Origin of the sequence: Paenibacillus filicis (assembly GCF_038070315.1) — a bacterium.
Lineage (GTDB): Bacteria > Bacillota > Bacilli > Paenibacillales > NBRC-103111 > Paenibacillus_G > Paenibacillus_G filicis.
The window spans coordinates 218,610-244,072 of record NZ_JBBPCC010000002.1 but is presented as its reverse complement, the minus strand read 5'-3'; the positions used below and the strand labels follow the sequence as shown (position 1 = coordinate 244,072).

Annotated in this window: 18 protein-coding genes; all 18 read left to right on the top strand. The window is 52.4% G+C overall.

The window, feature by feature from the left end:
* Positions 1 to 344: 344 nt before the first annotated feature.
* The 18 genes from WMW72_RS04845 (at position 345) to WMW72_RS04760 (ending at position 25,399) form a co-directional block, all read left to right on the top strand.
* Positions 345 to 731: an RDD family protein gene (locus tag WMW72_RS04845; RefSeq protein ID WP_341414290.1), complete on the top strand. Its 387-nt coding sequence runs from the start codon at positions 345 to 347 to the stop codon at positions 729 to 731.
* Between the two features lie 30 nt (positions 732 to 761).
* Positions 762 to 1,685 carry an ABC transporter ATP-binding protein gene (locus WMW72_RS04840; protein WP_341414289.1) on the top strand — a complete coding sequence of 308 codons (924 nt, stop codon included), beginning with the start codon at positions 762 to 764 and terminating at the stop codon, positions 1,683 to 1,685.
* Positions 1,685 to 2,449, top strand: coding sequence for an ABC transporter permease (locus tag WMW72_RS04835; protein ID WP_341414288.1), 765 nt, complete (start codon positions 1,685 to 1,687; stop codon positions 2,447 to 2,449). Before WMW72_RS04840 ends, WMW72_RS04835 begins: the two co-directional genes overlap by 1 nt.
* Before the next feature lie 34 nt (positions 2,450 to 2,483).
* The gene (locus WMW72_RS04830) at positions 2,484 to 3,188 is read left to right on the top strand and encodes a response regulator transcription factor (protein WP_341414287.1); all 705 of its coding nucleotides are present in this window, start codon (positions 2,484 to 2,486) and stop codon (positions 3,186 to 3,188) included.
* On the top strand, positions 3,166 to 4,596 hold the full coding sequence (locus WMW72_RS04825; RefSeq protein WP_341414286.1) for a sensor histidine kinase: 1,431 nt from the start codon (positions 3,166 to 3,168) through the stop codon (positions 4,594 to 4,596). The genes WMW72_RS04830 and WMW72_RS04825 overlap by 23 nt, the downstream gene beginning before the upstream one ends.
* Positions 4,597 to 4,806: 210 nt before the next feature.
* On the top strand, positions 4,807 to 5,472 hold the full coding sequence (locus WMW72_RS04820; RefSeq protein ID WP_341414285.1) for an MBL fold metallo-hydrolase: 666 nt from the start codon (positions 4,807 to 4,809) through the stop codon (positions 5,470 to 5,472).
* The gene (locus tag WMW72_RS04815) at positions 5,473 to 5,595 is read left to right on the top strand and encodes a hypothetical protein (RefSeq protein WP_341414284.1); all 123 of its coding nucleotides are present in this window, start codon (positions 5,473 to 5,475) and stop codon (positions 5,593 to 5,595) included. It abuts the gene before it with no gap.
* 144 nt (positions 5,596 to 5,739) lie between these two features.
* Complete coding sequence (locus WMW72_RS04810; RefSeq protein WP_341414283.1) at positions 5,740 to 6,696, top strand: class I SAM-dependent methyltransferase; 957 nt, start codon at positions 5,740 to 5,742, stop codon at positions 6,694 to 6,696.
* 282 nt (positions 6,697 to 6,978) lie between these two features.
* Entirely contained in the window at positions 6,979 to 8,325 is a 1,347-nt protein-coding gene (locus WMW72_RS04805) for an LLM class flavin-dependent oxidoreductase (RefSeq protein ID WP_341414282.1), read from the top strand.
* A gap of 87 nt (positions 8,326 to 8,412) precedes the next feature.
* Positions 8,413 to 8,931, top strand: a complete 519-nt coding sequence (locus WMW72_RS04800) for a GNAT family N-acetyltransferase (RefSeq protein WP_341414583.1) — start codon at positions 8,413 to 8,415, stop codon at positions 8,929 to 8,931.
* A gap of 262 nt (positions 8,932 to 9,193) precedes the next feature.
* Entirely contained in the window at positions 9,194 to 11,038 is a 1,845-nt protein-coding gene (locus WMW72_RS04795; protein WP_341414281.1) for a sensor histidine kinase, read from the top strand.
* Positions 11,016 to 12,587 carry a response regulator gene (locus WMW72_RS04790; protein ID WP_341414280.1) on the top strand — a complete coding sequence of 524 codons (1,572 nt, stop codon included), beginning with the start codon at positions 11,016 to 11,018 and terminating at the stop codon, positions 12,585 to 12,587. The genes WMW72_RS04795 and WMW72_RS04790 overlap by 23 nt, the downstream gene beginning before the upstream one ends.
* Before the next feature lie 98 nt (positions 12,588 to 12,685).
* The gene (locus tag WMW72_RS04785; protein WP_341414279.1) at positions 12,686 to 14,026 is read left to right on the top strand and encodes an ABC transporter substrate-binding protein; all 1,341 of its coding nucleotides are present in this window, start codon (positions 12,686 to 12,688) and stop codon (positions 14,024 to 14,026) included.
* 167 nt (positions 14,027 to 14,193) lie between these two features.
* Positions 14,194 to 15,096 (top strand): carbohydrate ABC transporter permease, encoded by a 903-nt coding sequence (locus WMW72_RS04780; RefSeq protein ID WP_341414278.1) that lies wholly within the window; start codon positions 14,194 to 14,196, stop codon positions 15,094 to 15,096.
* A 28-nt stretch (positions 15,097 to 15,124) separates the two neighbouring features.
* On the top strand, positions 15,125 to 16,015 hold the full coding sequence (locus WMW72_RS04775) for a carbohydrate ABC transporter permease (RefSeq protein WP_341414277.1): 891 nt from the start codon (positions 15,125 to 15,127) through the stop codon (positions 16,013 to 16,015).
* A 54-nt stretch (positions 16,016 to 16,069) separates the two neighbouring features.
* Positions 16,070 to 17,425 carry an FAD-dependent oxidoreductase gene (locus tag WMW72_RS04770; RefSeq protein WP_341414276.1) on the top strand — a complete coding sequence of 452 codons (1,356 nt, stop codon included), beginning with the start codon at positions 16,070 to 16,072 and terminating at the stop codon, positions 17,423 to 17,425.
* Between the two features lie 89 nt (positions 17,426 to 17,514).
* Positions 17,515 to 20,544: a golvesin C-terminal-like domain-containing protein gene (locus WMW72_RS04765; protein ID WP_341414275.1), complete on the top strand. Its 3,030-nt coding sequence runs from the start codon at positions 17,515 to 17,517 to the stop codon at positions 20,542 to 20,544.
* A 331-nt stretch (positions 20,545 to 20,875) separates the two neighbouring features.
* Positions 20,876 to 25,399, top strand: a complete 4,524-nt coding sequence (locus WMW72_RS04760) for an amino acid adenylation domain-containing protein (protein ID WP_341414274.1) — start codon at positions 20,876 to 20,878, stop codon at positions 25,397 to 25,399.
* Positions 25,400 to 25,463 lie beyond the last annotated feature (64 nt).

The window sequence follows — 25,463 nt, the reverse complement described above, 5'->3', positions numbered from 1 at the left end:
ATTGAACTCCCCTTGGCGTTATCTTATTGGAAGGACTTTATCAGAATCACGTGCCCCAGATGACCTGGGTACCCTCATAGTATCCGTCGTGGCGATTATCGCCAATCAGCTGCTGCTTGTGCTCGAGCGTAAGTTTGCGCTTCGTACCAGGGGTGAGGTCGTTTCCTAATCCCGTTCCGTTCTATGCTTCCCGCCGGTTTCCGGCGGGATTTTTTATTTGAAGGGGCTGGGCAGTCGGTCCCCATCTTAAGACAATCTTATGATTACCCTCAGGTTCTTTGAAGGCAGTCTCTTTTATACTAAACAAGCAACAACTTATCACAATTTGCCGGGAGGAATCATTCATGAAACAGCAAACCGAATACGCGGGCTTCTGGATTCGGGCAGTCGCTTTCGTTATCGACTTGGCTCTATTATCACTGATCTCATATTTGTACGGGAAGCTGGGGCTCCAACCTCTGCCCGTTATCGCTAACTTGGGACTGAGCCTGTACTTTCTGCTGCTGACAGGGTTGTTCGGTCAGACCCTCGGCAAGCGGATTGTCGGTATTCGGGTCGTGCGGGCTGATGGAACCGTACCGTCCTGGGGCGCTGCTCTGATTCGCGAAACGATCGGAAAATGGCTCTCCATACTGCTGCTCGGCATCGGCTTCCTGATGGCCGGGATGGATGCCAACAAGCGTGCCTTGCATGATCAGCTGTCTAGAACGTATGTCGTTCGGACCCGATAACATATTTTCTTAGAAAGGAGTGTAATCGCCATGTCAGAATACGCAGTCGAAGTCAGCCATGTCAGTAAAAGGATCGGTACGAAGTCCATTATTCAAGACTTGTCATTCACGGTCAGTCCGGGAGAAATCTATGGATTTCTCGGTCCTAACGGAGCAGGCAAGACGACCACCATCCGCATGATGGTCGGCCTGATCTCCATGTCATCGGGAGATATCCGCATAGGAGGCCGAAGCATCCGTTCCGACCGCAAGGGCGCTTTGTCACAAGTCGGCGCTATCGTCGAGAACCCGGAGCTGTACCGGTACATGACCGGCAGGCAAAATTTGCTTCAATTCGCCAGGATGAGTATGCAAGCACCCGATAAAAGTGAAATCGAGCGGATCATACAGCTTGTTGATCTACAGGAATCGATTGACCGTAGAGTTAGGAACTATTCGCTCGGCATGCGGCAGAGGCTTGGTATCGCACAAGCGCTGCTGCATCGCCCCTCCGTTCTGATTCTGGATGAGCCGACCAACGGACTGGATCCGGCTGGCATCCGGCAATTGAGGGACTACCTGCGCGAGCTGGCGCGGCAGGAAGGAATGGCTATTATCATCTCCAGCCATCTGCTGGCCGAGATCGAGCTTATCTGCGACCGGGTTATTATTATCCAGCAGGGCCGGGTTGTGGCAGAGCAGCCGCTCAAGCAGGAAGACGCGGACGGTCAAGTGACCGTCGACCTTGAGGTGGAGGATGCGGCAGAGCTGGAGAAGGCAGCGAGCCTGCTTCGGGGCAGAGGGCATATGTGCCACACGGATCGGGCAACCATAACGCTGGACACGAACAGGAATGAAATTCCTAGAATCGTTGAATACTTGGTACATCATCAGGTCGGCCTTCTCCAGGTCTTCATGAGGAAAAACAGACTCGAAGAGCTGTATCTTAAGTTAACCGGGGAGGCGCAATCCTGATGTTTATCCGCTTGGTACACAACGAGCTGCTCAAGTTCCATTATCGTAAGCTTCTGTACGGCTTCGCCCTGTTCCTGATCGCAGCCATAGGGATTATCGGGCTGGTCAACCGGTTTATGCTGGGATGGACCGACTCCACCCAGAGCGGGGCGGGGTTTGCTCACACCTGCTTCAGCGTACTCGGTCTGTTCATCATGGTGTTCTCGGCCGCGCTTAGCGCGCAGACCATCGCAGACGAGTTCAAGGAAGGCACGATCAAGCAATTGCTGATCCGTCCACCCGGCCGCAGCATGATTCTGCTGTCCAAATATGCGGCTGTCATTATCGTGATGTTATCCTTACTGATTGTGACGCTCTTGATTAGCGCAGCACTGGGTGCTATCCTGTTTCGGGGGCATAGCGATTTTTCGTGGCTGGCTGTCGTCAAGGTGTACGCTTACCGGATACCCGAATATTTGTTTTTTATTACGCTATCCTTACTGACAGGGACGCTGGTCCGCAGCCCCGTGCTGGCCATTACGCTGGCTATTGTGACGAATTTTATGGGGCAGACGCTAACGGCCGCTTTATCCAAGTATTCCTGGTCCAAGCTGCTGATCTTCGGGAATTTGAGCTTGCAATCCTATGACAGCGATCCGTTGATCCGTGGCTTGGGGACAACGCCATTTACCGGCATCCTGCCGTCGGCTGCGATCATTCTGATTTATATGGCCCTGTTGCTCTATACCGCGGCAGCTGTCTTCAGAAAAACAGACATTAACTAACCATAAATCCAAGCGGGAAGGGAGCTGAGGAAGCATGAGCTACAATCTGCTGATTGTGGAGGACGAGCCGGAAATTATCGAACTATTAACCGTTTATTTGGATCAGGAATACCGGGTTTTCCACGCGCATGATGCTCAGTCGGCGCTGGAGCAGATCCGGCAGCAGCATATCGATCTGGCCATTCTGGATATCATGATGCCCGGTATGGATGGATTCCAGCTCGTCAAAAAAATACGGGAAACCCATGAATTTCCCGTCCTGTTCCTCTCGGCGCTAAGTCAGGATCACGATAAAATTCTAGGACTGAGTCTGGGCGGAGACGATTACCTGACGAAGCCCTTCAACCCGCTGGAGGTCGTTGCGCGGGTACAGGCGCTGCTGCGCAGAGCCTACCGGTTCGAAGCCTCGGACAGCCACGCCAAGGAGAAGCAGCTCGTCATCGGCGAGCTGCTTCTCGATCCGCTGGCCTGCGTGCTCTACCGCAGCGGCAGAGCGGTTCCTCTAACTTCCACCGAGTACAAGCTGATGCTGCTGTTCATGGAGCATCCGGGTCGTGTCTTAACGAAAAAAAGGATCTACGAGACCGTATGGGACGATCAGTACGCGTATGACGACAATACGATTATGGTGCATATCAGTAATCTGAGAGATAAGATCGAGGAGGACACCCGGAAGCCGGAGTATATCAAAACGATCAGAGGGCTGGGATACAAACTTGAGACACCTGTGGCATATTAGAAAGAAGCGGCGGCTGTACACGTCGCTTATTTTCGATTTTCTTTTCATCCATATCCTGTTTTTGTTGTTTATGCTAGTGATGATCGTGCTTTTTATTGTGTACCTGTTCAACAGCGCTCATTCGAGCGAGTCCATCTCTCTGGACGCGCATAGCTATGTACAGGGCAGTCAAACGGAGGAGGCGCTTGCCCGGCTAGAGCGTGCAGGTGGCTGGCTGGAAGTGATCGACAAAGAGGGACGTGTACTGCAGGTTAAGGGAACCCAAAGGGACGGCATCCGTCAGTACACCTCGCAGGAACTGCTCACGTGGCTGGGTAATGCGGTGGACCAGCCTTATTATTATGCCATCGCAGAAATGCCTTCGCCCGGCGATTCACAGTTTCTTCTGCTCAAGATAGCTCGGGATCAAGTATCCGTGGAGAACAGGGTTCTGAACCCGGCAACCGTGGAGTTGCCCGCCGCAAGCACGGGGCAACGGTCGCTTGATCTTTATTTTTATTCGCTGCTCGCTGTGATGGCCTTGATGGTTGTGCTGTACAGCTACTGGGTGGCGCGTCGTATTAAGAAGCCGCTGGATAAGCTGATGAAGGGACTCGTTCGTATCAGCAACGGCGATTACGCGTTCCGCGTCGAATTCGAAGCGGAGAGGGAATTCAATCAGATTCGCGACATGTTTAACACGATGGCTGCGGTTATCGAGCGAACGACACGGGAGAAGCAGCTGGCGGAGGAGAGCAAGCAGAGGCTGATCGTCGATCTCTCCCATGACTTGAAAACGCCTGTCACCAGTATCCGGGGCTTCGCCCAGTTATTGAGTGCAGGCACGGTTGCAGATGAAGAACAACGGAGGAAGTACGCCGATTATATTTACCGCAAATCCATACGGGTGACCGATATGATTCAAAGCATGCTGGAGCTGCTGAAGCTGGATTCGCCGGATTATCAGATCGATGTGGCCGCTCATGACGCCGGTGCCTTTCTGCGTGAGATGGCAGCCGATCTGTATGGGGACATCGAACAGCGCCAGTTCGCCTTACAGCTCGATATTCCCGAGCATCCGATCCAGGCCCTGTTTCATTCGGATCAACTGGCCCGCGCCGTCTCCAATCTGATAGGGAATGCGCTGCAATACAATCCGCCGGGAACCCGGCTTCGCCTTGCTGTGTCAGAAGAGCCAGCGGGCATTGTCATTCAGGTCGCGGACACAGGTATCGGCATTCCTGAGGAGATGCAGTCTCGCATCTTTGATCCGTTCGTGAGGGGAGATAAGTCCAGGAGAGGGGACGGGGGATCGGGACTTGGGTTATCCATCGCGAAGCGGATCGTCGAGAAAATGAACGGGACCCTGGTGCTCGGCCGAAGCAAGGAAGAGGCGACGATATTTACAATCCGGCTGCCTAAGGCTTGAATGGGGAAGCAGCCGAGATAGGGTTCCATAGGAAGGACGTAGCCCAAGCGAACGCGTGGGAGCGTTCTTTTTTGACTGATGGTCGGGTTGAATGAAAGTCATTTCTTGACAAGCCAATAAATATCTTAATAATATATTTTTACGTACAAAAATATATTTACGTTTATGAAATATATACGGCGATGTTAATCGCGATAAGGAGCTGAAAACGTGGAAATTTCGGAAGGAGTTCACATGCTTGAACTCGACTTTCACGGGAACATCATTCACCCAACTCTTTTGTGGGATCAAGAAATGGCCGTATTAATAGACACTGGATTCCCAGGGCAAATAGAAGATTTGAGAATGGCTATGAAAAAGGCAGGGGTGTCCCTAGACAAGGTAAAAATGGTGATTTTGACCCATCAGGATATCGATCATATAGGGAGTCTACCTGAGATTTTGCGGGAGTGTGGCAGTGACGTCCAGGTATACGCACACGAGCTGGATCAACCTTATATTCAAGGAGAGCTGCCTCTTCTGAAAGACGGACAAATCATAAATCCTCCCAAGGGCAGGGTGGACCATACCGTCATAGACGGCCAGGAACTTGTGGTTTGCGGAGGAATTCAGGTCATCCATTCTCCTGGACATACTCCCGGTCATATCAGCTTATATGTGAGAAGAAGCAAAACTCTCATTGCCGGAGATTCGATGTATAGTGTAAATGGCACGCTTGGAGGAATTCATGAGCCAACAACACCCGATATAGAGGAAGCTCGACTCTCGTTGAAAAAATATCTGGATCATGACCTTGAATCCGTCATCTGCTATCATGGAGGACTAAGCAAGGGGAACATTCATGATCAAATTCGAAGAAAAATAGATGAAATATGATTGATCCATCCTCTGTCAGTTACACTTGACCGGCCCATTCACGGTGTCAAGCTGCTGTTCGAGCGGATCGATCCCAGCCGGATCAGGGAGGAAGTGAGTATATTGGAGCAGCGGAGAGTGTAGAGTGCCAGAGAAGGGGCCATCCGGGAGGGTGGCCTTGGAATGGTCATATTTCTATCAATTGAGGTCACGTTAGATGTGGCTACCTAATTTGTAAGCGCTATAATCAGAAGAGTAGGTGGAATCCAATATATGGGAGGGTAAGTTATGGTGGGTGAGCGAGAACTGCAGATCAAGCTGCAGCTCCATCAGATTGTGAGCAAGCTAGATGAAGAGAATAAGCGAATTTATGAGGATTACCTGTATATGAGAGGTCATCTGGACCGCCTGATCCATATGGTGGATACAGTCTTGCCTTACTGTAGGCCGGACACGCATCTGGTAGATCTGGGCAGCAACGTTGTGTTCCCGTATCTGATCAAGTCGCTGGCGAAGGTCCAGGCCTGCGACGGCCTGTCCAGGTCGTATCATCACGGGGAAATCGTCGTGATCCGCGAAGACTACTCGATTGCGTATGAGCCTCTGAACGACTTTCCTTATGACATAAGTCGTATAGAGTCTACAAGCATCGCGATACCGATGGTCCATTGCGATCTGTCCAAAGACCGTCTGCCGTATAGAAACGGTACAATTGATCTGATTACATGTTTCGAGACGATCGAGCATCTCCGGAGCGATCCCATGAATCTGTTGGCCGAGGCCAACCGTATTATCCGGGATGACGGTATATTTGTGCTGACGACGCCCAATGCCAACTCTTTGTCCAATATGAAAAGAATGCTGCGTTACGAATCGCCGAACTTTTACCCTCCGTTCATTCGAGATCTGGATATGATTGAGCACGTGAAGGAATATTCGATTCAGGAAATGAGGCTGATGTTTGAAAGCGCAGGCTTTGAGATCATAGACTTGGATACGTTCGATCATGTGAATTCGCAAACCTTCAATCATTATGAAGCCTACCAGATCGGCTATGCGAGAGCCGATGAGGCCCAGCGGGAGCAGCTGCGCAGACAGGATGAGGTAGTAGGCAGGCACATGGCCAACTTGTTCGCCAAATTTGACGGACTGGACCGTTATAGAGGCGATTACATGCAGGTCACGGCGAGGAAAGCTTCGGGCGTGAAGGACCGGTATTGCTTCCCGCTCTACGAGCAGGAGTAAAGCTCTTCTCATACTTGAACAGTCAAGCATTCCTGACAGCACTCATCATTACAACACATCCGTGTGTAAACCGATGGGCTGGAGGGGGTGCTTATTGTTGATGCCAGAAACACTAATAGATTTTATAAATGTTAAATAGAAGAAATCAATTGGACGACAGGAAGGAAGGTGGGTTAAAGTTTTTGATCATGGGTATATGTTTGTTCTAAAACCGATAAAATCAATGTGTTTAATTGAGTATTGTTTTTCACTTATGTTAAATGACACGGAGGAGAGAAGACGATGAGCCGAAAGAAGCAAATCAAGCTGGGCGCATTCCTTCAAGGGGTTGGAGGCAGCATCTCCGGCTGGAGACATCCGGATGCGATCACCGATGCGAGCGTGAACTTTGAGCTATACAAGCATTGGACGCAGAAGGCGGAGAGCGGCAAGTTCGATTTCGCTTTTATCGCGGATGGCCTGTATATTACGGAAAAGTCGATTCCGCATTACCTGAACCGGTTCGAGCCGATTACGATCCTGAGTGCGCTGGCCGCGGTAAGCTCCAAGATCGGGCTGGTGGGTACGCTATCCACCTCCTACAGCGAGCCGTTCACGGTCGCACGCCAGTTCGCTTCTCTCGATACGATCAGCGGCGGCCGTGCAGGCTGGAATGTCGTGACTTCACCGCTGGAGGGCTCTGCGCTGAACTTCGGCAAGACCGAGCAGCAGCATCCGTCGCACCCCGAGCGTTATCGTATTGCGAACGAATACTTGGAGGTCACGAACGGGCTGTGGGATTCGTGGGAAGATGATGCGTTCGTGCGCGACAAAGCATCCGGGGTTTTCTTCGATCCTTCCAAGCTGCATACGCTGGATCATAAGGGGAATTACTTCTCGGTCAAGGGTCCGCTAAATATCGCTCGCTCCAAGCAGGGCCAGCCTGTTATTTTCCAGGCTGGGTCGTCTGAGGACGGGAGGAACTTCGCGGCCAAGGTAGCCAATGCCATCTTCACCAGTCAAGAGACGATCGAGGAAGCCAAGCTGTACTATGACGATGTCAAGGGGCGCGCGAAGGCACTGGGCCGTCATCCGGATGAAATTGTTATCCTGCCCGGCATTGGGCCGATCATCGGCTCGACGCATGAGGAGGCGGAGCGCAAATATGAGGAAGCCGCGAGTCTCGTCTCTATCGACAAGGCGCTCGACTTCTTGGGCCGTTTCTTCGAGCATCACGACTTCTCGCAGTATCCGCTGGACGAGCCATTCCCGGACCTGGGCGATCTGGGCCGGAACAGCTTCCGGAGCACGACCGACAAGATCAAGAACAGCGCTAAGGAAGAGGGACTGACCTTGCGCCAGGCTGCGCAGCGCGCGGCGACTCCGAAGCCGACGTTCATCGGTACGCCGGAGGAGGTTGCCGACAAGCTGCAGGCCTGGTTTGAAGCCGGAGCCGCCGATGGCTTTATCATCGCGTCCTCCATACCGAGCGGGTTGGAGGAGTTCGTCGATCATGTCGTGCCGATCCTGCAGAAGCGCGGATTGTTCCGCGATGAATACGAAGCCGACACCCTGCGCGGCAACCTGGGCGTCCCGGTTCCTGAGAACCGATACACGGTGGAGCGTCAGCAGGCCGTGTCGCAAGGCTAGCTGTAACATGGAAGGCGAGTCAAAGACAAGGTACAGGGGGCAAGCCGATATTCGAACTTGCCAGATCAAAGGGCTGAGGTGAAGACGATGAGTGAAGTATACCGGCTGGCTACAGCGGACGATGCGGAGAGGCTGCTGTATGTGATATACGAAGCGTATGTCACCATACGCGACCTGGAGCTGCATTGGCCAGCTGCCAATGCCGATTTGGCGCTGATCCAGGACAATATTGAAAACCATGAATGCTATGTACTGGAGGTGGACGGACAGATCGCGGCAACCCTCACACTGTCTAAAGGTCTACATCCAAGGTGGGTGTCCGAATGGCCATTCGTCAAGTGGTTCGCCGTGGACCCAGCCTATCAGGGCCAAGGCATCGGCTCCAAGCTTCTGACGTGGATGGAAGAGGCGATCATACGCGACAAGCTCGGCGCACCGGCGGTTACGCTGGCAACCGCGGAGAAGCATCCATGGCTTCTGCCGATGTACGAGCGGAGAGGCTATGAGCGTATCCAATCGGCGGATCCCGGTAATGGGGACGGAACCATGCATCTCTTGAGGAAGGTTGTGAACGCGGCGTTGTTCGAAGCGCAGCACGCGCGGTAACCGATTAGCAACACAGCCTATGAAACGGAGGACAGCTTCTCCATGGCTGCGGCATACATGTACATTCAGCTCCCTTGATCCCAAGGGGGCTTTTACCTGTGACGAAGGTTCCTCGTGTTGAATGCCCTGTGTTTGGGGACCCAGCACAAATTAGTCCAGAAAAAGCACAAAACTCACCTGTATGTTTATGCAGGGCTTTAGTGTATCATATACTGATTACAAAGGTATGCGGAGGAAAGCCTTTGTCGGCAGGAGACTCTTGATGGCAGCTGTTACGCAGTTGCTATTTTTATATAGTAAGGATGATGAACAGGTGAAATGGAAAATCCCTAGGCTTCTGTTTAGTATTCGCGATAAGCTGCTGCTCTCCTTCGTTATTTTTATTATGCTGCCCATCTTGATTACGGTGATGGTTTACTACGAAGCTTCCAAGGAGCTCTTGGTCCATGAGATCAATCAGACGAATGCCGAGGTTCTTGGGAAAATAACGGATAGAATGAACACCACGGCAGAGCGTATCGTAAAAGCCTCGCATCTGATCGTCAATGATCCCGATATTGTGGATTTGATCCGGAACGACCGCGATATAGAAATTAATGATTACTCCACCTTGCAGAAGTTTATGGGGGTGAACAGGAAAATAACGAACATCCGTGATTTTCTGTTGGAAAGCGAGGCGTATGTGGCCGTATTCGATTTCAAAGGCCATATGTATGCCACCTGGACAAGCCGGAATGCTGCCCGATCCTATCAGGAATTTCAGAAGGAATTCTGGTTTCAGCAGGCCCAGACAGCGCAAGGCACTCCCAACTGGCAGGTTGCTTATACCAACAGCATCGAAAATGATTATGTCCCCCAGCGCACCCAACTGCTGGTGATGACCAGGCTGATCAAAAGCGATGCCGGCACAGGCCAGGGCATCGTGTTTATCGGTGTGCCTATTCAAGCCGTGCTGCCGGAATTCTCGGCTCGTGAGGACAGGACGGATCCGGCCCCAGCCGCCTCCAGCCAGCTGTTCCTTCAGCTGGACGGCAGCTTGATGCTCGGCAGCAAGGACGTGTTCGATCATTTGTCCTTGGACGCTCTGGATCAGAATACGACAGAGAAAGCCGGCTATCTCATCAATAAGAGCGTAGTTAAGCAGCTGGGCTGGGAGCTGATCCGGGCAACGCCGCAGCAGCCATTTACGGGTCAGCTCCAGGCGCTGAGGAACAAATCGATCCTCTGGCTTACCCTGCTGTGTTTATTCTTCTGCGTGGTGTTTATTCTGGTTATGCTTAAGCTCATTCAGCCGATCAAAATTTTGCACCGCTCGATGGTCAAGGTGGGCAATGGGGATTTCACTTCCATCGCCGATATCAGAGGGAACGACGAGATCGCGATGCTCGGCCATAAATTCAATGCGATGGTTCTTAATCTGCGCAAGCTGATTGAGCGGCTTTCGGAGGAGCAGCGAAGAAAAGAGGAGGCGCGGTTTCAGGCGCTGCAAGCCCAAGTGAAGCCGCATTTCCTGTTCAATACACTGAATTCGATTAAATGGACGGCCCGTCTGTCGGGAGCCGAGCATGTGAGCCAGATGATTACATCGCTGGGCAAGCTGCTCAGCTATGCCATGAATCATGATAGGGAAGTCACGATATTGAAGGAAGAGCTGGATTTTCTGCAAAGCTATGTGAACTTGCAAAACGTTCGTTTTAACAATGAGGTTTCTTTGGACATCCGAGTTCCTGAGGAGCTGCTTGCGTCTTCTTTTCTGAAGTTTACATTACAGCCGCTTGTTGAGAACAGCATCATCCATGGACATCGGTCACCGCTGAGGATTACGATCGAAGCGTATACAGAGCGCGGGGACTTGCTGATCGTCGTGAAGGACAATGGGATAGGCAGCCCCCAGAGGCCGCCGTCAGAACCGGTAGAGGACCAGCGGCTGACCTCGTCCAAATTTAGTGGAATCGGCTTGAACAATATTAACGATCGACTGAAGATGCATTTTGGCGAAGCCTACGGCTTAACGTTCGAACGTGGAGAGACGGAAGGTGTGGCTGTAACGGTGCGGATACCTTGCTTGAGAGGGGATAGTCAACATGATAAGGGTACTGATCGTTGATGACGAGTTTTTGGTAAGGGTGGGACTGAAGACATTTGTTTCCTGGGAGGAGCAAGGCTTTGAATTAATCGGAGAAGCAAGCAACGGGCGTGAAGCTATGCAGATCTTGGATGGTAATCCCTGCGACATCATCCTGACGGATATTTGTATGCCTGAGATGGACGGCTTGACCTTGCTTCAACAGGTCAAGGATAAGTATCCTCATATCCGCAGCTTTATTTTATCCAATCACAATGACTTCGAATACGTGCGTAAGGCGCTTCAGATCGGAGCCCTTGATTATGTGTTAAAGCTGACGATGGAGCCCCAGGAGTTGATCGATAAGCTGTTGACCGTGAAGCAGCAGTTGGATCAGGAGCGGCAAATCCATACGAAGCTGAATGTCTTCAAGAAGGAAGCCAGGGAAAAAAGATTTCGCGAGATTATTACCAAGCAGTGCTCCTATAAAGAAATTGAGGAGGTTGTTCAGGAGTTCGGCTACCGGCTGCAGGGCGGCTTTCAGATCGTAAATATTCAAATTAATCAATACGAGCAGGTCTTGGAGGAGAACAAATTCAAAAGCGAAAAGCTGCTCAGCTATTCAGTGGCCAATATCGTGCTGGAGTTGTTGAAGAATGAGGCCGAAGGGGAGTTTATCGAGCTTGAGAACGGGAAGTTCACCTTGTTTTTGCACCGTTACTCCGAATCCATTCTCGATGAAATCAAGCAATGCATCTATAAATATTTAAAGCTGTCGGTCTGTTGCGGAGTTTCCGATCCGTTCGAAGAGGTGGTTCAGATTCATGCCGCTTATCTGGAGGCCGATCAAGCTCTGCAGTATTACTTCTACACGGGGCTTGGACAGACTGTTCATTACCGGCAAGCCCAATATACGCGAGGTACGGAGATTCCGGCCATCATTCCCAACGAGGAATGGATACGGATGATCGAGCAGCGCAACGAGGAAGCATTGCTAGGCGCTGTGAAGCAGCTGTATGCGTGGATGGACCGGGAGCGACGCTGGCATCCGGACGATGTGAAGGAGCAATGGATCAGGCTGATCCATCTGTTTTCGCAGTCGCTGCAGGAGCTTGGCGGAGATATTTACTCGGTGCCGCCTTATCGGGGCAGGTATCCTTTTCACGTCATACGAGCGGTTGAAACACTGGATGATATGTACCAATGGTTTGTCGGCTGGGTTCCGATGTACGTTCAGTATATGAAGGAATGCTCGAATCAGCAGTGGAGGCCGGAGATACAGGCTGTGGTCAAGATCATTCAAGAGCAGTATACATCAACCATCAAGCTGTCCGAGCTGGCCAAAGTGATCGGATTTACGGAAGCGTATTTGAGCGTATTGTTCAAAAAAGAAACAGGCGAGACGTTAATGGACTTTATCATTCGTCATCGGATGAAGAAGGCCAGGGAGCTGCTCAGAGACCCGTCCATGAAAATATATGAGGTTTCGGAGGCAATCGGATACACAGATCCCAATTATTTTGGGAAGCTGTTTAAGAAGGTAGAGGGGATTTATCCGCAGGAGTACAAACGGAAGTATTTCAATAAATAAAAATAAGCCGGATTTATACAGAAATCCACTCTTTAGATCAAGCCCTCCGATTGCTACGATGTAAACAGTTTCAGACATAATGAGTTGGAGGGGTTTACATGAAACCAATTAGAAAAGGCTTACCGCTTGCAGCGCTGGCTGCATGCCTTGCCTTCACCGGATGTGCCAGCAACACCGGAAATGGCTCAGAGAAGGCGGCCGGCACTCCGAATACCGAGACCAAGAAGGGACTGGTCAAATTGACGATGTGGGGGGGCGTACCCGAAGAGAGCGGACCGAAGGATGTCGTGGCTGCCTGGAATAAAGCCAACCCGGATCTTCAAGTCGAATACATCCGTTATGTGAATGACGACAGCGGCAATACCAAGCTGGATACGGCATTGATCAGCAAGACCGATGCCCCCGACATCTTCATCAGCTACGGCGAAACCTATTACAACCGCAGAATGAATGCCGGAATGGCCGCTCCGCTGGATGAGCTGATTGCCAAGAGCGGGTTCAAGGTGGATGAAATTATCGGCAACGGCAACATCATCAAGTCCAATCATACGACCTACTATTTGCCGGCCATGAAGCAGCTTTCTATGGTGCTGATCAATCAGACCACCCTGACGGCTGCGGGTGACAAGCTGCCTGAACAGTGGACCTGGGATGAATACATCACATTGGCAGGGAAGCTGACCAAGGGGGAGGCGAAGGGCAGCTTTATCCAGGCTCCGGGAGAAATTTTGCCCAAGATTGCTTTAACCCTGGCTAAGCCCAAGGATTCGTACTACAACGACAAGGGATTATCGAACTTCGACAGCCCGGCGCTGAAGAAGGGACTTGAGCTTCAGAAGCAGCTGTATGACAAAGGAAATATGGTCACCTGGGCGGAAACCGTATCCAATAAGCTTGCCACCCACAGCGAATTATTTACTGGTAAAGCCAACATGATTCTGGGTGGAACGCACTTGCTTCGCTATGTAAAGGACACCAAAAACTTCCCGCGTGAATTCAAAGTCGCCTTTGCCCCCAATCCTCAACTCGAAGCGGGCGGGAAAGTCAATATAGCCGGCTTCAACGATCTCATGTCGATTAACAGCAAGAGCACACATAAAGAAGAAGCGATGAAATTCATCGCGTGGTACCTGAGCGAAGGCAATACGGCCATGATAGCCGGGGGGAGAATTCCGACGAATAAGAAGGCCGATACCGATAAAGTGGCAGAGCTGCTTGTAGGCGATGCGGCTGCGCTCATGGATGTCGACTCTCTGAAGAAAATCCTGAAGACGGACTATGTATTCCCGGCCCAAGTGGAATCTGCGGCTTATACGGAGTTAACGAAGATTTTGACGGAAGAGTCGGAGAAGTACTTCATGAATGTGCAGCCGATTGATAAAACGATGCAAAGCCTCAAAGCAAGGGCCGATCAAGCGATCCAGGCTGCCAAAAAATAAGGCTGACAACACCTGCTTTCCAACCTGGAAGGCAGGTGTTTTTTTGACCTATTTCAGGATAGATCATGTGTAAAAATGCACCTGACTTTGCCATAAATACTCCGTTTTTATTTACCTGAAGAGCCTTTAATATCTATGTTAAACAACAGATGAAGAGGTGACAGAATTTGAAGTCGAAGATAGGAAGTCAGGCTCTGCGGGAGAATGCGGCCGGATATTTGTTTATTTTGCCTAATTTCCTGGGAGTGGCCGTGTTTATCGTGCTCCCGCTTGTATTCAGCTTTTTTCTGATCTTTACGGACTGGGATTATTTGAAGGGCTTGGCGGGCTTATCCTTCGCCGGTATGAGCAACATCGTGAAGATGTGGGGAGACGAGTACCTGATTGCCTCGCTTAAAAACAACGTTATATTTACAGCGCTCACGGTTCCTGCTTCGATGGCGGTTGGCTTGGCGGTGGCTGTGGTCTTGAACCAATATGTCTATTTGAAGAGTCTGCTGAGAACCTTGTTTTTTCTGCCGTATGTCAGCAGCCTCGTCGTAATTTCGATCGTATGGAGTGTGCTTTACAATCCGGGCAAGGGCCCGATTAACAGCTTCCTGCGCACGCTGGGAATCGAGCATCCGCCAGGCTGGCTGACGAGTCCGGATTGGGCGCTGATCTCCATCATTATACTGGTCGCCTGGACGTATATAGGATATACCCTGGTGCTCTATATGGCGGGCCTGCAGGGAATATCCAAGGATCTGTTCGAGGCTTCGGCCATCGATGGCGCCAATAGAATTGTCCAGTTTCGGAAAATAACCATTCCCATGCTCAGGCCAACCAGTTTTCTGATCGCCATCACACTGATTATTTCTACGTTCCAGGTGTTTGCCGTCGTCAATGTGATGACCCACGGCGGACCGCTGAATTCTACGATGGTCCTTTCGTATCACATCTATTTACAAGCCTTCCAATATTACAAAATGGGGTATGCGGCTGCGCTCTCCTGGCTCTTGTTCATCCTTATTTTTGTCGTCACGCTGATTCAGTGGAGAGGTCAGAAAAAATGGCAGCAGCATTTTTAAAATTGTTGGTAAAGGAGCACACCGTATAATGAGCAAGCAAACCGAGCAATTAACGACTCTATCCGGCAGGACGGCAAGTCACAGCAGCAAAACGCTCGTTCAGCAAACCATCAAGCTCAGTGTCACGATAGGGATGCTGGCGCTGGCCGTCGTGATCGTCCTGCCCTTTCTATGGATGCTTTCGGCATCCTTCAAAATTCCGGCGGATATTTTCAAAACCCCGATCGAGTGGATTCCGCGCAGCTGGAATCTGGACAACTATGCGAACGTATGGGGCGGCAGCTACAATTTCCTTTTGTATTACTGGAATACGGCCAAGATTACGTTTCTGACGGTAGCCGGATCTTTAATTACCAGCTCATTGGCGGGGTTTGCCTTCGCTAAGCTGAATTTCAAAGGCCGGGACCAGCTGTTCCTGCTGTATCTGGCGACCATGATTATTCCATCCCAGGTTTTGCTGGTTCCGCGGTTCATTGTCTTCGATCAGCTCGGCTTGGTCAATACGCATTTGTCCATCATTTTGCCCGGGATGTTTACAGTGTTCGGTACGTTTTTGATGCGCCAGTTTTTCATTACCGTTCCCGGCGAGCTTCTGGAGGCGGCCAAAGTGGACGGTGCGGGTTACTGGCGGATGTATTGGCAAATCTGCCTGCCTCTGGCCAAGCCGGCGATGGTTGCTTTGCTGATCTTAACCTTCACCTGGCATTGGAATGATTACGAAAATCCGCTGATCTTCCTTCGTGACAAGGATCTCTACACGCTGCCTATCGGACTTACGAATTTTGTGGATGAGAACGGGACGGATTATACCCTGATGATGGCAGCTTCCGTTTCCGCTTTGATCCCTTTAATCGCCGTGGTTGCTTTTTTCCAGAAATGGTTTGTAGAGGGTATCGCAAATACGGGCCTGAAGGGCTGATACGCCGGATGCCGGATCATGACTTAACAAACTTAACCAAAGGAGAGGAACAACATGCATCTATTAATTCCCCAGCATCAAGTCGAGGTTATCCGTGAGGTCGATGTCGTCGTGGCAGGCGGCGGGCCTTCCGGCTTTGCGGCTGCCTTGGCGGCAGCCAGGAGCGGAGCCTCCACGCTGCTGATCGAACGCTACGGATTTCTTGGAGGCGTGGGTACGAATAGCTTGGTTGCAGGCTTTGCCAGCGGGTTTCATGATGGTGAACGACTGATCATCGGGGGGATTTATCAGGAGCTAAGAGAGGCGCTGTACCTGAAGGGAGCCCTGCTCAAGACGGATAATTACGAGCCGTTCGATCCCGATGCGCTGGCGTTTTATTATATGAAGACCCTGCTGGATGCAGGGGTCGAGCTGAGGCTGCACACCCTGGTCACGGACGTAGTCATGCAGGGAGACCGGGTGGAAGCCATCCTGGTGGAAAGCAAATCCGGCCGTCAGGCCATTCGGGCCAAAATGTTCGTGGATGCGACCGGAGACGGGGATGTCAGCGCACGTGCAGGCGTTTCCTATGAAATCGGAAGACCTCGCGATGGCCTCATGCAGCCGGTATCGCTAATGTTCGCCCTGGGCGGTGTGGATGCGGATGAATTGGTCAAGGAAATCCAGCCTATCGAGGGAGGGCCGTTCAACCGCCACATCAGCGGCATGAGCCACATGATCTTCGAAAGCCAGGAGGAGCGGGTGTCCAAGGCCAAGGCGGAAGGTTATTTATTCAATGTGCCGCGCAAGGATATTGCCATCGGGTGGATGCTTCCGGGCAGACCGGATGTTGTTTATTTGAACATGGCGAGGATTCAGCAGGTGAATGGAACCCGTGTGGAGGATCTGACGCGCGCCGAGATCGAAGGCAGGTATCAGATCGAGGAGTCGCTGCGGTTTTTCAGAGACTGCATGCCGGGCTTCCAAAACAGCTACCTGCAGCGCATAGCCTGCCAAGCAGGAGTGAGAGAAAGCCGCCGGATCAAAGGAGCCTATACGCTGACTGAGCAGGATGTGCTCGGGTTAAAGCAATTCGACGATGTTGTAGCCCAGGCCCACTATATGATCGACATTCATGATCCGCAGGGGCATGGTACTCATATCGTCCATCTGAACAAAGGGACCTCCTACGATATTCCGTACCGCTGCCTGCTGCCGGAGCAAGTATCCAATCTGCTGGTTGCGGGCAGATGCATCTCCGCGACTCACGAAGCGTTCAGCTCCCTTCGAGTGATGTCGATTTCTATAGCGTTGGGTGAAGCGGCCGGGACGGCGGCGGCGCTCTCGGTGAAGCTGGGTCTGGCACCCGGAGAGCTCCAGGTGACAACCCTGCAAAATGAGCTATTGGCTTATGGTGCCATCTTACATTAAATGCAGTTCGGGCTGCGAAAGGGGGGATGCCGGCTTTTCGCCACAGGTGTACAGAAATATCCAAATCAACGAGAGAAAGGAAGAATGACATGTCAAATGGCCGGCTTACTAGCACGTTAGCCACACTCATGGCGGCGTGCCTGCTGGTGGTTTTTGCAGGCACGGGATTTACGGCGGGAGGGACTACAGCCTACGCCGCTTCTTCTTTGAACATTTTGCAAACGGTTACAGGAAATATTTTTTATGAAACGGATACCAAAAGCTTCGACATTCAGACAGATGGCGATGAAATCGATTGGGCGTATACGGATTATTGGGGAGCTACCGTGGCAAGCGGCAGCCAGGCAGTGGTGAATGGAGAAACGAAGCTGACGGTGAACCCTCTTCGGTACGGCTGGTTTAAGCTGGTGGTCTCAGCCAAGCAACATGGCGTTGTCACCTCCAGCAAGGAGACCTCGTTTGCGGTCGTCTCCAATTATGACCTGAGCCAGATTGAGGATTCGAAGTTTTCGATTCAGACACATGCCGCACGGACGGATATCATAGCTCAGGATTCGGCGGCTCTTCTGCCTATTTCCGCCAAGCTGGGAGTCAAGTATATTAGAGATTCCTTGAGATGGGAGGATATTGAGGATACGTCGAAGGGTCTCTACAGCTTCAAGTCCTTTCATGATGATTTCATGGACAGGCTGGCTGCGAACCATCTCAAGCCTTACATGACGCTTGCGCTGTACAATTCCTTGTATGACGGAGGACTGGTTCCTGCCAGCACGGAGGCGAGGATGGCGTTTGCCGAGTATGGGAAGCAGGTGCTGAGCAGATATCCCGAGATTGGTCAGGTGGAAATCTGGAACGAGCCGGATATTCCTTCATTCGGGAAGGGATTGACTACAGAGGAACAGAAGGCGGACTTTTATTTTAATCTGCTGAAAACTTCCTATGAGCAGCTGCATCCTGTCTTTCCCGACGTGAAAATAACCGGTTTCGTGTTCGGGGAGCTGGGCTCGGACGCTTTCTTGGAATCGCTTTATCAAAAAGGCGCCTTGCAGTATATGGATGAGTATTCGTTTCACTCCTATACGCGGAACCCGGAAGAGATTGTCAAGGATATCGACAGGCACAAAAGAATCATGAAAGCGTATAACCATAATCAACTGATCCCGATCAATCTCTCCGAAACAGGCTTTACAAATTTTAATTTTGATGAGCATGTGCAAGCGAATTACACAGTCCGAAGAATAGTAACGGCGCTCACCCAGGACATCCAGAAGATCAATATTTATAATCTGCAAAATAAAACGACCGTTCCCAATGAATATGAAGGGACGTTCGGATTGATCCGAAATCCGAATGATGAGAAGGGCGCCTATGTTCCCAAGCCAGCTTACGCGGCGTATGCTGCATTGACACGTCAATTAACGGGTGCGCAATTCCAGCAGACCGAGGAGATCTCTCCCGGATTGGTCTATGTGCATAAGTTTACCCAAGGAAACGATACGCTCCGGGTGATGTACGCTCCGGCGGGTGCCGAGCTCAAACTTCACACGACGGCTGGCCTCCTGGTAACGGATATGATGGGCAATAGCCGTATGCTGCCGCCGGTGGACGGGGTTGTACGCGTCCAGCTTACGAAAGACCCGATCTATGTGAAAGGATCGATCGCAGAGATCGAAGATGTCATCCCCGTACCTACCGGACCTATTGCTTTGTATAACAGCTATGGGGTTAACGGCGGCTACTCGGAAGTGAACGGAACGATAGGGACCGCGACGAACAAGTGGGTGACCTCCTCCGTGGCCAAAGGGTATGACGGAGGAGGTTCCAGGGCAATCACAGATCCGACAGGAGCTTCGGCCAAGTGGACGCCGATCATCCAAGCTCCGGGCCATTACCGGATCACGGTGTACGTGCCCGGACAGTCGAGTGCTCCGGCCAATACCACCCGCAGCGCCTCATACTCCATTTATGTGAACGGAATTCAAACTGAGGTGAAGACCGTCAACCAATGGGACAATCAAGGCAAATGGGTGGAGCTAGGCGTTTATCCCCTGTCAAGAGGCGTCAATAATTACGTCATTGTCGAGGATAGCAGCAGCGAGCCGACCAAACGTCCTCTTCGGGCGGATGTCGCCAAGTTCGAATGGATTCCGCCAACGGGAATAGCTCTGAGCCAAGCGTCCGTTGCTCTAGGAGTGGGGCAATCGTATGCGTTGACGGCGACGGCTGTCCCAGCCGATGCCACGGAGAGAGAACTGGTTTGGAGCAGCTCCGACTCTGCCGTCGCGACGGTCAATGAACAAGGACAAGTGTCAGCAGTGGGCGTGGGCACCGCTGTGATTCGCGCTACGAACCCGTTCGCGTCGCTCTACGCGGAAGCCTCCGTTCATGTGGGCCTGCTGCCTATCATCCAACCGGTCGCCATCTATAGCAGCTATGGGGTTAACGGGGGCTACACGGAGATTAACGGCACTCTGGGGATCGCTACGAATAAATGGGTAACCTCTACTGTACTCCAAGGCTACAACGGAGGAATTTCGAGGGCGATAACAAATCCGACCGGAGCTTCCGCCACATGGTCGCCGGCCATTTCCCAGCCAGGCCGGTACCAGATATCTGTGTATTTGCCTGGAACGCCTGCGACGCCGGTGTATACCACGAGAGCAGCCCAATATTCCATCTATGTGGACGGAGTTCTGACGGATTCCAAGATCCTCGATACATCCGCCCTGCAAGGCACATGGCAGGCACTGGGCTTCTATGATCTGCCCCAAGGCTCCAACACCTACGTCACCGTGAAGGATGCGAATCCAGCCCATGACAGACCGCTTCGCGCGGATGCTGCGAAGTTCGAGCTGATCCCCGTAACCGGTATTAGTCTCGGTACGGCATCGCTTGACTTACAGGTGGGGGATTCACACCGGTTCACGGTCTCCATAGCACCGAATGATGCAACGGATCAAACGCTCATCTGGACCAGCTCGAACAACAGCGTGGCAGCTCTGGATGCCCAAGGACAGCTTCAGGCGCTGGCAGCGGGCAGCACGGTGATCCGCGCGACCAATCCGCTAACGTCTCTCTATGCAGAAGTCCAAGTGACCGTGCAGGAGCTTGCGCCTTAGGTAAGTCTAGATTGCACCTGAAGCTGTGACCCACAGGAAAATGAAGGCCCGGTATGTCCGGGAGAAACGCATACACTTTAAGATGGAATGGCTGCAGCTTGCTTAGGCGCTGCAGTCTTTTTTGTATCGCTGGATAAGGGTTAAATTACCTTATTCATTCTTATTTCCCATAAAAAAAAACAAATACCTTATTTGTCACATTCATATCAAATGAAGTCATAATATGTGTAGTTGAAGATTTTTCCAGAGCTATAATGAAGGTAACGGAGTAATGGAAAGTAAACCCGAAACTACCATGTTCATCCGTGCACGAAGGGAGCTAGGGAAGCGAATGAGCAGAGAGCATGCCACCTATCCGTTGACGCATCCGCAGAAAAGGATATGGTTCGTCGAGAACATCCATCAACATACCCCGATTCATCATTTGATCGCCTCCTCCTTCAAGCTGGGGGCTATCGATTTCAATGATCTGGAAGCATCGCTTCATCGCTTCATCCAAGAGAATGCCGGTGTTCGTCTGAGGCTGATCCGGGAGCAGGGTGAAGTCAGGCAGTATGTAGGAGAATGGCCTAGGACACCCATTCCGCTCAAAGATTTCAGTTCGTTCCCCGATCCGGAGGAAGCTTTCTCCAGATGGATTCATGAAGAAGCGCAGAGGCCATTTGATGGGATGAGCGAGTTTTTATTCGCCTTCTACAACATTCGGCTGCATGAACATAAAGCAGGTTATGTATTTATTTTCCATCATCTGATTGCGGATGGCTGGTCGCTGACCCGGATGATGAACCGGATCTGGGAGCTGTATGCTTCCTGGCCCGAGCCGGACAAGCTTCCTCCGCCAGAGGAGTACCCCTCTTATCTGGACTATCTGGAGACGGAAGCGTCCTATATGGCGTCATCCCGCTTTGCGAAGCATGAGGCGTTCTGGAACACGCGGTTCGAGACGCTTCCCGAGGGGCTGACGGTACGGGATTCCACCGATACGGCAGGCAAGCGGAAGTCCTTCCTGCTGGAAGCGGGACTCAGCGAGACGTTGAAGCAATTTGCCGCCGAGCAGGGCTGCTCCGTGAACACCTTCTTCGTGCTGCTAATGCTTCTGAGTGTGCAGCGGACGACCGGCCAACACGACCTGATTATAGGGACTCCGGTGCTTAACCGTTCCGGCCGGAAGGAAAAGGACACGTTCGGGATGTTCACTTCGACGGTTCCTTTCCGCTATAGGGTGGATGACAGGCAGACGCTGCACAGTCTGCTGCAGTCGGTACAGGAGGAGCTGCAGAGCTGCTACTTCAACCAGAAGTATCCGTATGATCTGCTCGTGCAGAACCTTCAGCTGCAGAAAAAGGGGTATAGCGCGCTATTCGATCTATGTGTGAATTATTACAATACCCGGATGCTGGCCGAGCTGGACGGTGATCCGATTGAGACGACAGAGATTTACAGCGGTCATCAGATGTACGCCCTGCAGATGGTAATCAAGGATTGGAGAGCGGACGGAAGGCTGTTGATCAGCTTCGACTACAAGATCTCCGAATATACCGATACAGATATCGAGAGCATGTGGGAGCAGCTGCACCAGATGATGCTCACTTGTCTGGAGCAGCCCTCTCTGCGGGCCGATGAGCTGGAGCTGGTCACGCCTGCGGCGAAGCGAAGGCTGCTGACGGATTGGAACCGGACTGAGGCGGAGTATCCCAGAGATCGGCTTGTGCATCAGCTCTTCGAGGAGCAGGCAGCGAGAGCACCGGATCGTGTAGCTCTGTACAAAGGCTTAGACAGAGCGATGTCGTACGGTGAGTTAAATGCTCAAGCGAATAGGCTTGCGGCTGCTCTAAGAGGGCGTGGTATAGGCCGGGATCATGTCGTCGGCTTGATGGCCGTCCATTCTCCCGAGACGATCGTGGCGATCCTGGCGGTGTTGAAGGCCGGAGGTGCCTATGTCCCGATCGACCCGGGATATCCGGCGGAGCGTATCCGGTATCTGATGGAGGATTCGCAGGCGGCGCTGCTACTGACGAATGTGGCGGATAGCCTGAGGGAGCTGGATTACCAGGGAGACCTCATCGATCTGCTGGACCCGGATGTGTACTCCGGTGATGGCGTTAATCTGGAGGTGGTTAACGAACCCCAGGACCTTGCCTACATCATCTATACGTCCGGGTCAACTGGCCGTCCGAAGGGCGTGATGATCTCGCACCGCTCGCTTGTGAATTACAGCTGGTGGGCCAAGAAGCATTATCTGGCCGATCCGTCCGAGTCTTTCGCCTTCTACTCCTCGATTTCCTTCGATTTGACGGTGACGAGCCTGTTCGCTCCGCTGATCAATGGGAACCCCATACGCGTTTATGCGGACGATGATGGGACGGATTCCGTGTTGAACCGGATTGTGAGAGATAACGCGACCCATGTGATTAAGCTGACTCCGGCACATCTGTCCTTGTTAAAGGACGGAGTTTATAGGCACAGCATCATACGTCGCTTTATCGTCGGAGGGGAGGATTTGAAAACAAGCATGCTTCGCAGCGTGTGTGAAGCGTTCGGCGGGCATGTGGAGGTTTACAATGAATACGGGCCGACAGAAACGACCGTAGGGTGCATGATTCACCGCTTCGATGAGCTGGTCGATGACGGCGCTTCGGTCCCCATCGGCCGCCCTGCGGACAATGTGAAGCTGTATATCCTGGATGCCCAGCTCAGGCTGCTCCCGGTCGGGAGTATTGGGGAGCTGTATGTTTCCGGCGACGGCGTAGCCCGGGGGTACTTCAACCGGAATGACCTGACGCAGGAGCGCTTTGTGCCCAACCCGTTCGTGTCCGGTGCGGTCATGTACAAAACCGGAGATCTGGCCAGATACCGGCCGGACGGCGTGATGGAATATCTGGGACGGATCGATCATCAGGTGAAGATCAGAGGCTACCGGATCGAGCTGAGCGAGATCGAAAGCCGCCTGCTGGAGCATCCTCTGGTGAAGGATGCTGCTGTTCTTGACCGGACAGGCCCGGACGGCGCGGTCCATCTATGCGTTTACTATGTATCGCCGGGGAAAGTGTATGAGGAGGAGTTGCGTTCCAGTTTGCTCGGTAAGCTTCCTCATTATATGGTTCCGTCCTTATACGGACGGCTGGAGAGTCTGCCTCTGACGCCGAACGGCAAGGTGGACCGAGCGGCTTTACCGCCAATCGCTTTTCCGTCTAGCGATGGAGAGGAGCCGGTATTCACCAGCGAGCTGGAGCAGAAGGTGTGGCACCGGTACCGGGAGGTGCTGCAGGTGGAACGGCTGGGCCGCAGGGATCATTTCTATCAGTTGGGCGGCGACTCCATCAAGGCCATTCAGATCGCAGGCAAATTGCATGAGGATGGGATTCGAGTCAAGGTGAAGGATATTTTGTCACAGCCGTATTTTGCTGAGGTTGCAGCCAGCGCCGAGCAGATGTCAGAGACAGAGGCAGGTCAAGGGCCCGCCCAGGGCGAGATTTTGCCGACGCCGATTACGGAGTGGTTTTTCAGCCGGAAGTTCGCTAACGAGCACTACTGGAATCAGTCTGTACTGCTCCGCATGAAGCAGCAGGTGAAGCTGGAGGAGGTGCGTATCATCCTGCAGGCGATCGTGCAGCATCATGATGCGCTGCGCCTTTCGTACAACCGCCAATCCGGGCGGCTGTTCTACAACCCTGAGCTGATGCGGAAGGAAATCGACGTGCAAAAGGCTGATTTATCGTCAGTTCCGATCGAGACGGTTCCCGCTCGTCTGCGGGAGATAGGTACCCGGTTGAAATCGGGCTTGCGGCTGGATCAGGGGCTTCCACTGGCAGCTTGTCTGTTTCAGACGGACGCGAATGGCTCCCAGATGCTGCTGTTGACCGCGCATCATCTGGTTATCGACGTAGTGTCCTGGGGGATTGTGCTGGATGATTTCGCAAGCCTGCTGGATCAGATCAGGCGGGGGGAGAGACTGCGCTTGCCTCGCAAGACGCATGCCTACGGGCAATGGGCTGAGAGGCTGCATCAATACGCCAGGCACATCCCGGAGGAGCGGGAGCTGTACTGGAAAGGCGTGCAGCACGACGCCGCAGGCTGCGAGGGCTGGCCCATGACGGAAGAGGAAGCGTCCTTGCAGCCGGAGCTGATTGCGGATAGCGTGCACAGCCGGACGGAGCTGACGGAGGAGGAAACGGCGCAGCTGACAGGACCGGCCAACGCTGCATACCGGACGGAAACGAAGGATTTGCTGCTGCTGGCGCTGGCCTTGACGGTTCGCGAATACACGCATCGGGATACCGTTCTTATTGAAGTCGAGACTCATGGGAGGGAAGAGTTGTTCGAGGATTTGGATCTTACACGAACGGTGGGATGGTTTACGAGTATGTATCCTTGCTGTCTTAAGCTGGAGGGCGGGGAACCGGGAGAATTGATCAAGCAAGCGAAGGAACAACTGCGGGCGGTTCCAGCCCAAGGCATCGATTATGGCGTGCTGCGTTATCTGAAACGCAGTGTGGAGATTAGCAGCAGGGAGACCGTGAGATTTAATTACGTCGGAGATTTGGATACCGGGTTCGGCAATGATCTATTTGAGTATGCACTGCTGGATTCAGGCGCGGAGCATGATTCGGGCAACGAACTGACCTGCTTCGTTGACATCGTAGCCGCTATCGTGAATAAACGGCTGACTCTATCCACCGTCTATGGCCGTCAGAGCGGGGAGGCGGCTAGGCTGCATAGCTTGACCGAACGAATGGCTGAGCATCTTCGCTGGCTTGTGCAGCATGGCTGTTCTACAGACAGCCCGCAGTTTACACCGTCGGACTTTGCTGCTGCGGGGCTTTCGCAGTCTCAATTGGATATGCTGTTCGGTTAGTCTCAGCCTGTCTGAGATCAGCTTGATCAGGGAGCTCAAAATACGGCCTGGGAGAGTCGGAAAA

Excerpts from the sequence above, each read along its gene's own strand:
- WMW72_RS04775 (WP_341414277.1), top strand. The coding sequence starts at position 15,125 with ATGAGCAAGCAAACCGAGCAATTAACGACTCTATCCGGCAGGACGGCA.
- WMW72_RS04845 (WP_341414290.1), top strand. The coding sequence starts at position 345 with ATGAAACAGCAAACCGAATACGCGGGCTTCTGGATTCGGGCAGTCGCT.
- WMW72_RS04785 (WP_341414279.1), top strand. The coding sequence starts at position 12,686 with ATGAAACCAATTAGAAAAGGCTTACCGCTTGCAGCGCTGGCTGCATGC.
- WMW72_RS04810 (WP_341414283.1), top strand. The coding sequence starts at position 5,740 with ATGGTGGGTGAGCGAGAACTGCAGATCAAGCTGCAGCTCCATCAGATT.
- WMW72_RS04765 (WP_341414275.1), top strand. The coding sequence starts at position 17,515 with ATGTCAAATGGCCGGCTTACTAGCACGTTAGCCACACTCATGGCGGCG.
- WMW72_RS04840 (WP_341414289.1), top strand. The coding sequence starts at position 762 with ATGTCAGAATACGCAGTCGAAGTCAGCCATGTCAGTAAAAGGATCGGT.
- WMW72_RS04800 (WP_341414583.1), top strand. The coding sequence starts at position 8,413 with ATGAGTGAAGTATACCGGCTGGCTACAGCGGACGATGCGGAGAGGCTG.
- WMW72_RS04770 (WP_341414276.1), top strand. The coding sequence starts at position 16,070 with ATGCATCTATTAATTCCCCAGCATCAAGTCGAGGTTATCCGTGAGGTC.
- WMW72_RS04835 (WP_341414288.1), top strand. The coding sequence starts at position 1,685 with ATGTTTATCCGCTTGGTACACAACGAGCTGCTCAAGTTCCATTATCGT.
- WMW72_RS04830 (WP_341414287.1), top strand. The coding sequence starts at position 2,484 with ATGAGCTACAATCTGCTGATTGTGGAGGACGAGCCGGAAATTATCGAA.
- WMW72_RS04805 (WP_341414282.1), top strand. The coding sequence starts at position 6,979 with ATGAGCCGAAAGAAGCAAATCAAGCTGGGCGCATTCCTTCAAGGGGTT.
- WMW72_RS04795 (WP_341414281.1), top strand. The coding sequence starts at position 9,194 with ATGGCAGCTGTTACGCAGTTGCTATTTTTATATAGTAAGGATGATGAA.
- WMW72_RS04790 (WP_341414280.1), top strand. The coding sequence starts at position 11,016 with ATGATAAGGGTACTGATCGTTGATGACGAGTTTTTGGTAAGGGTGGGA.
- WMW72_RS04760 (WP_341414274.1), top strand. The coding sequence starts at position 20,876 with ATGAGCAGAGAGCATGCCACCTATCCGTTGACGCATCCGCAGAAAAGG.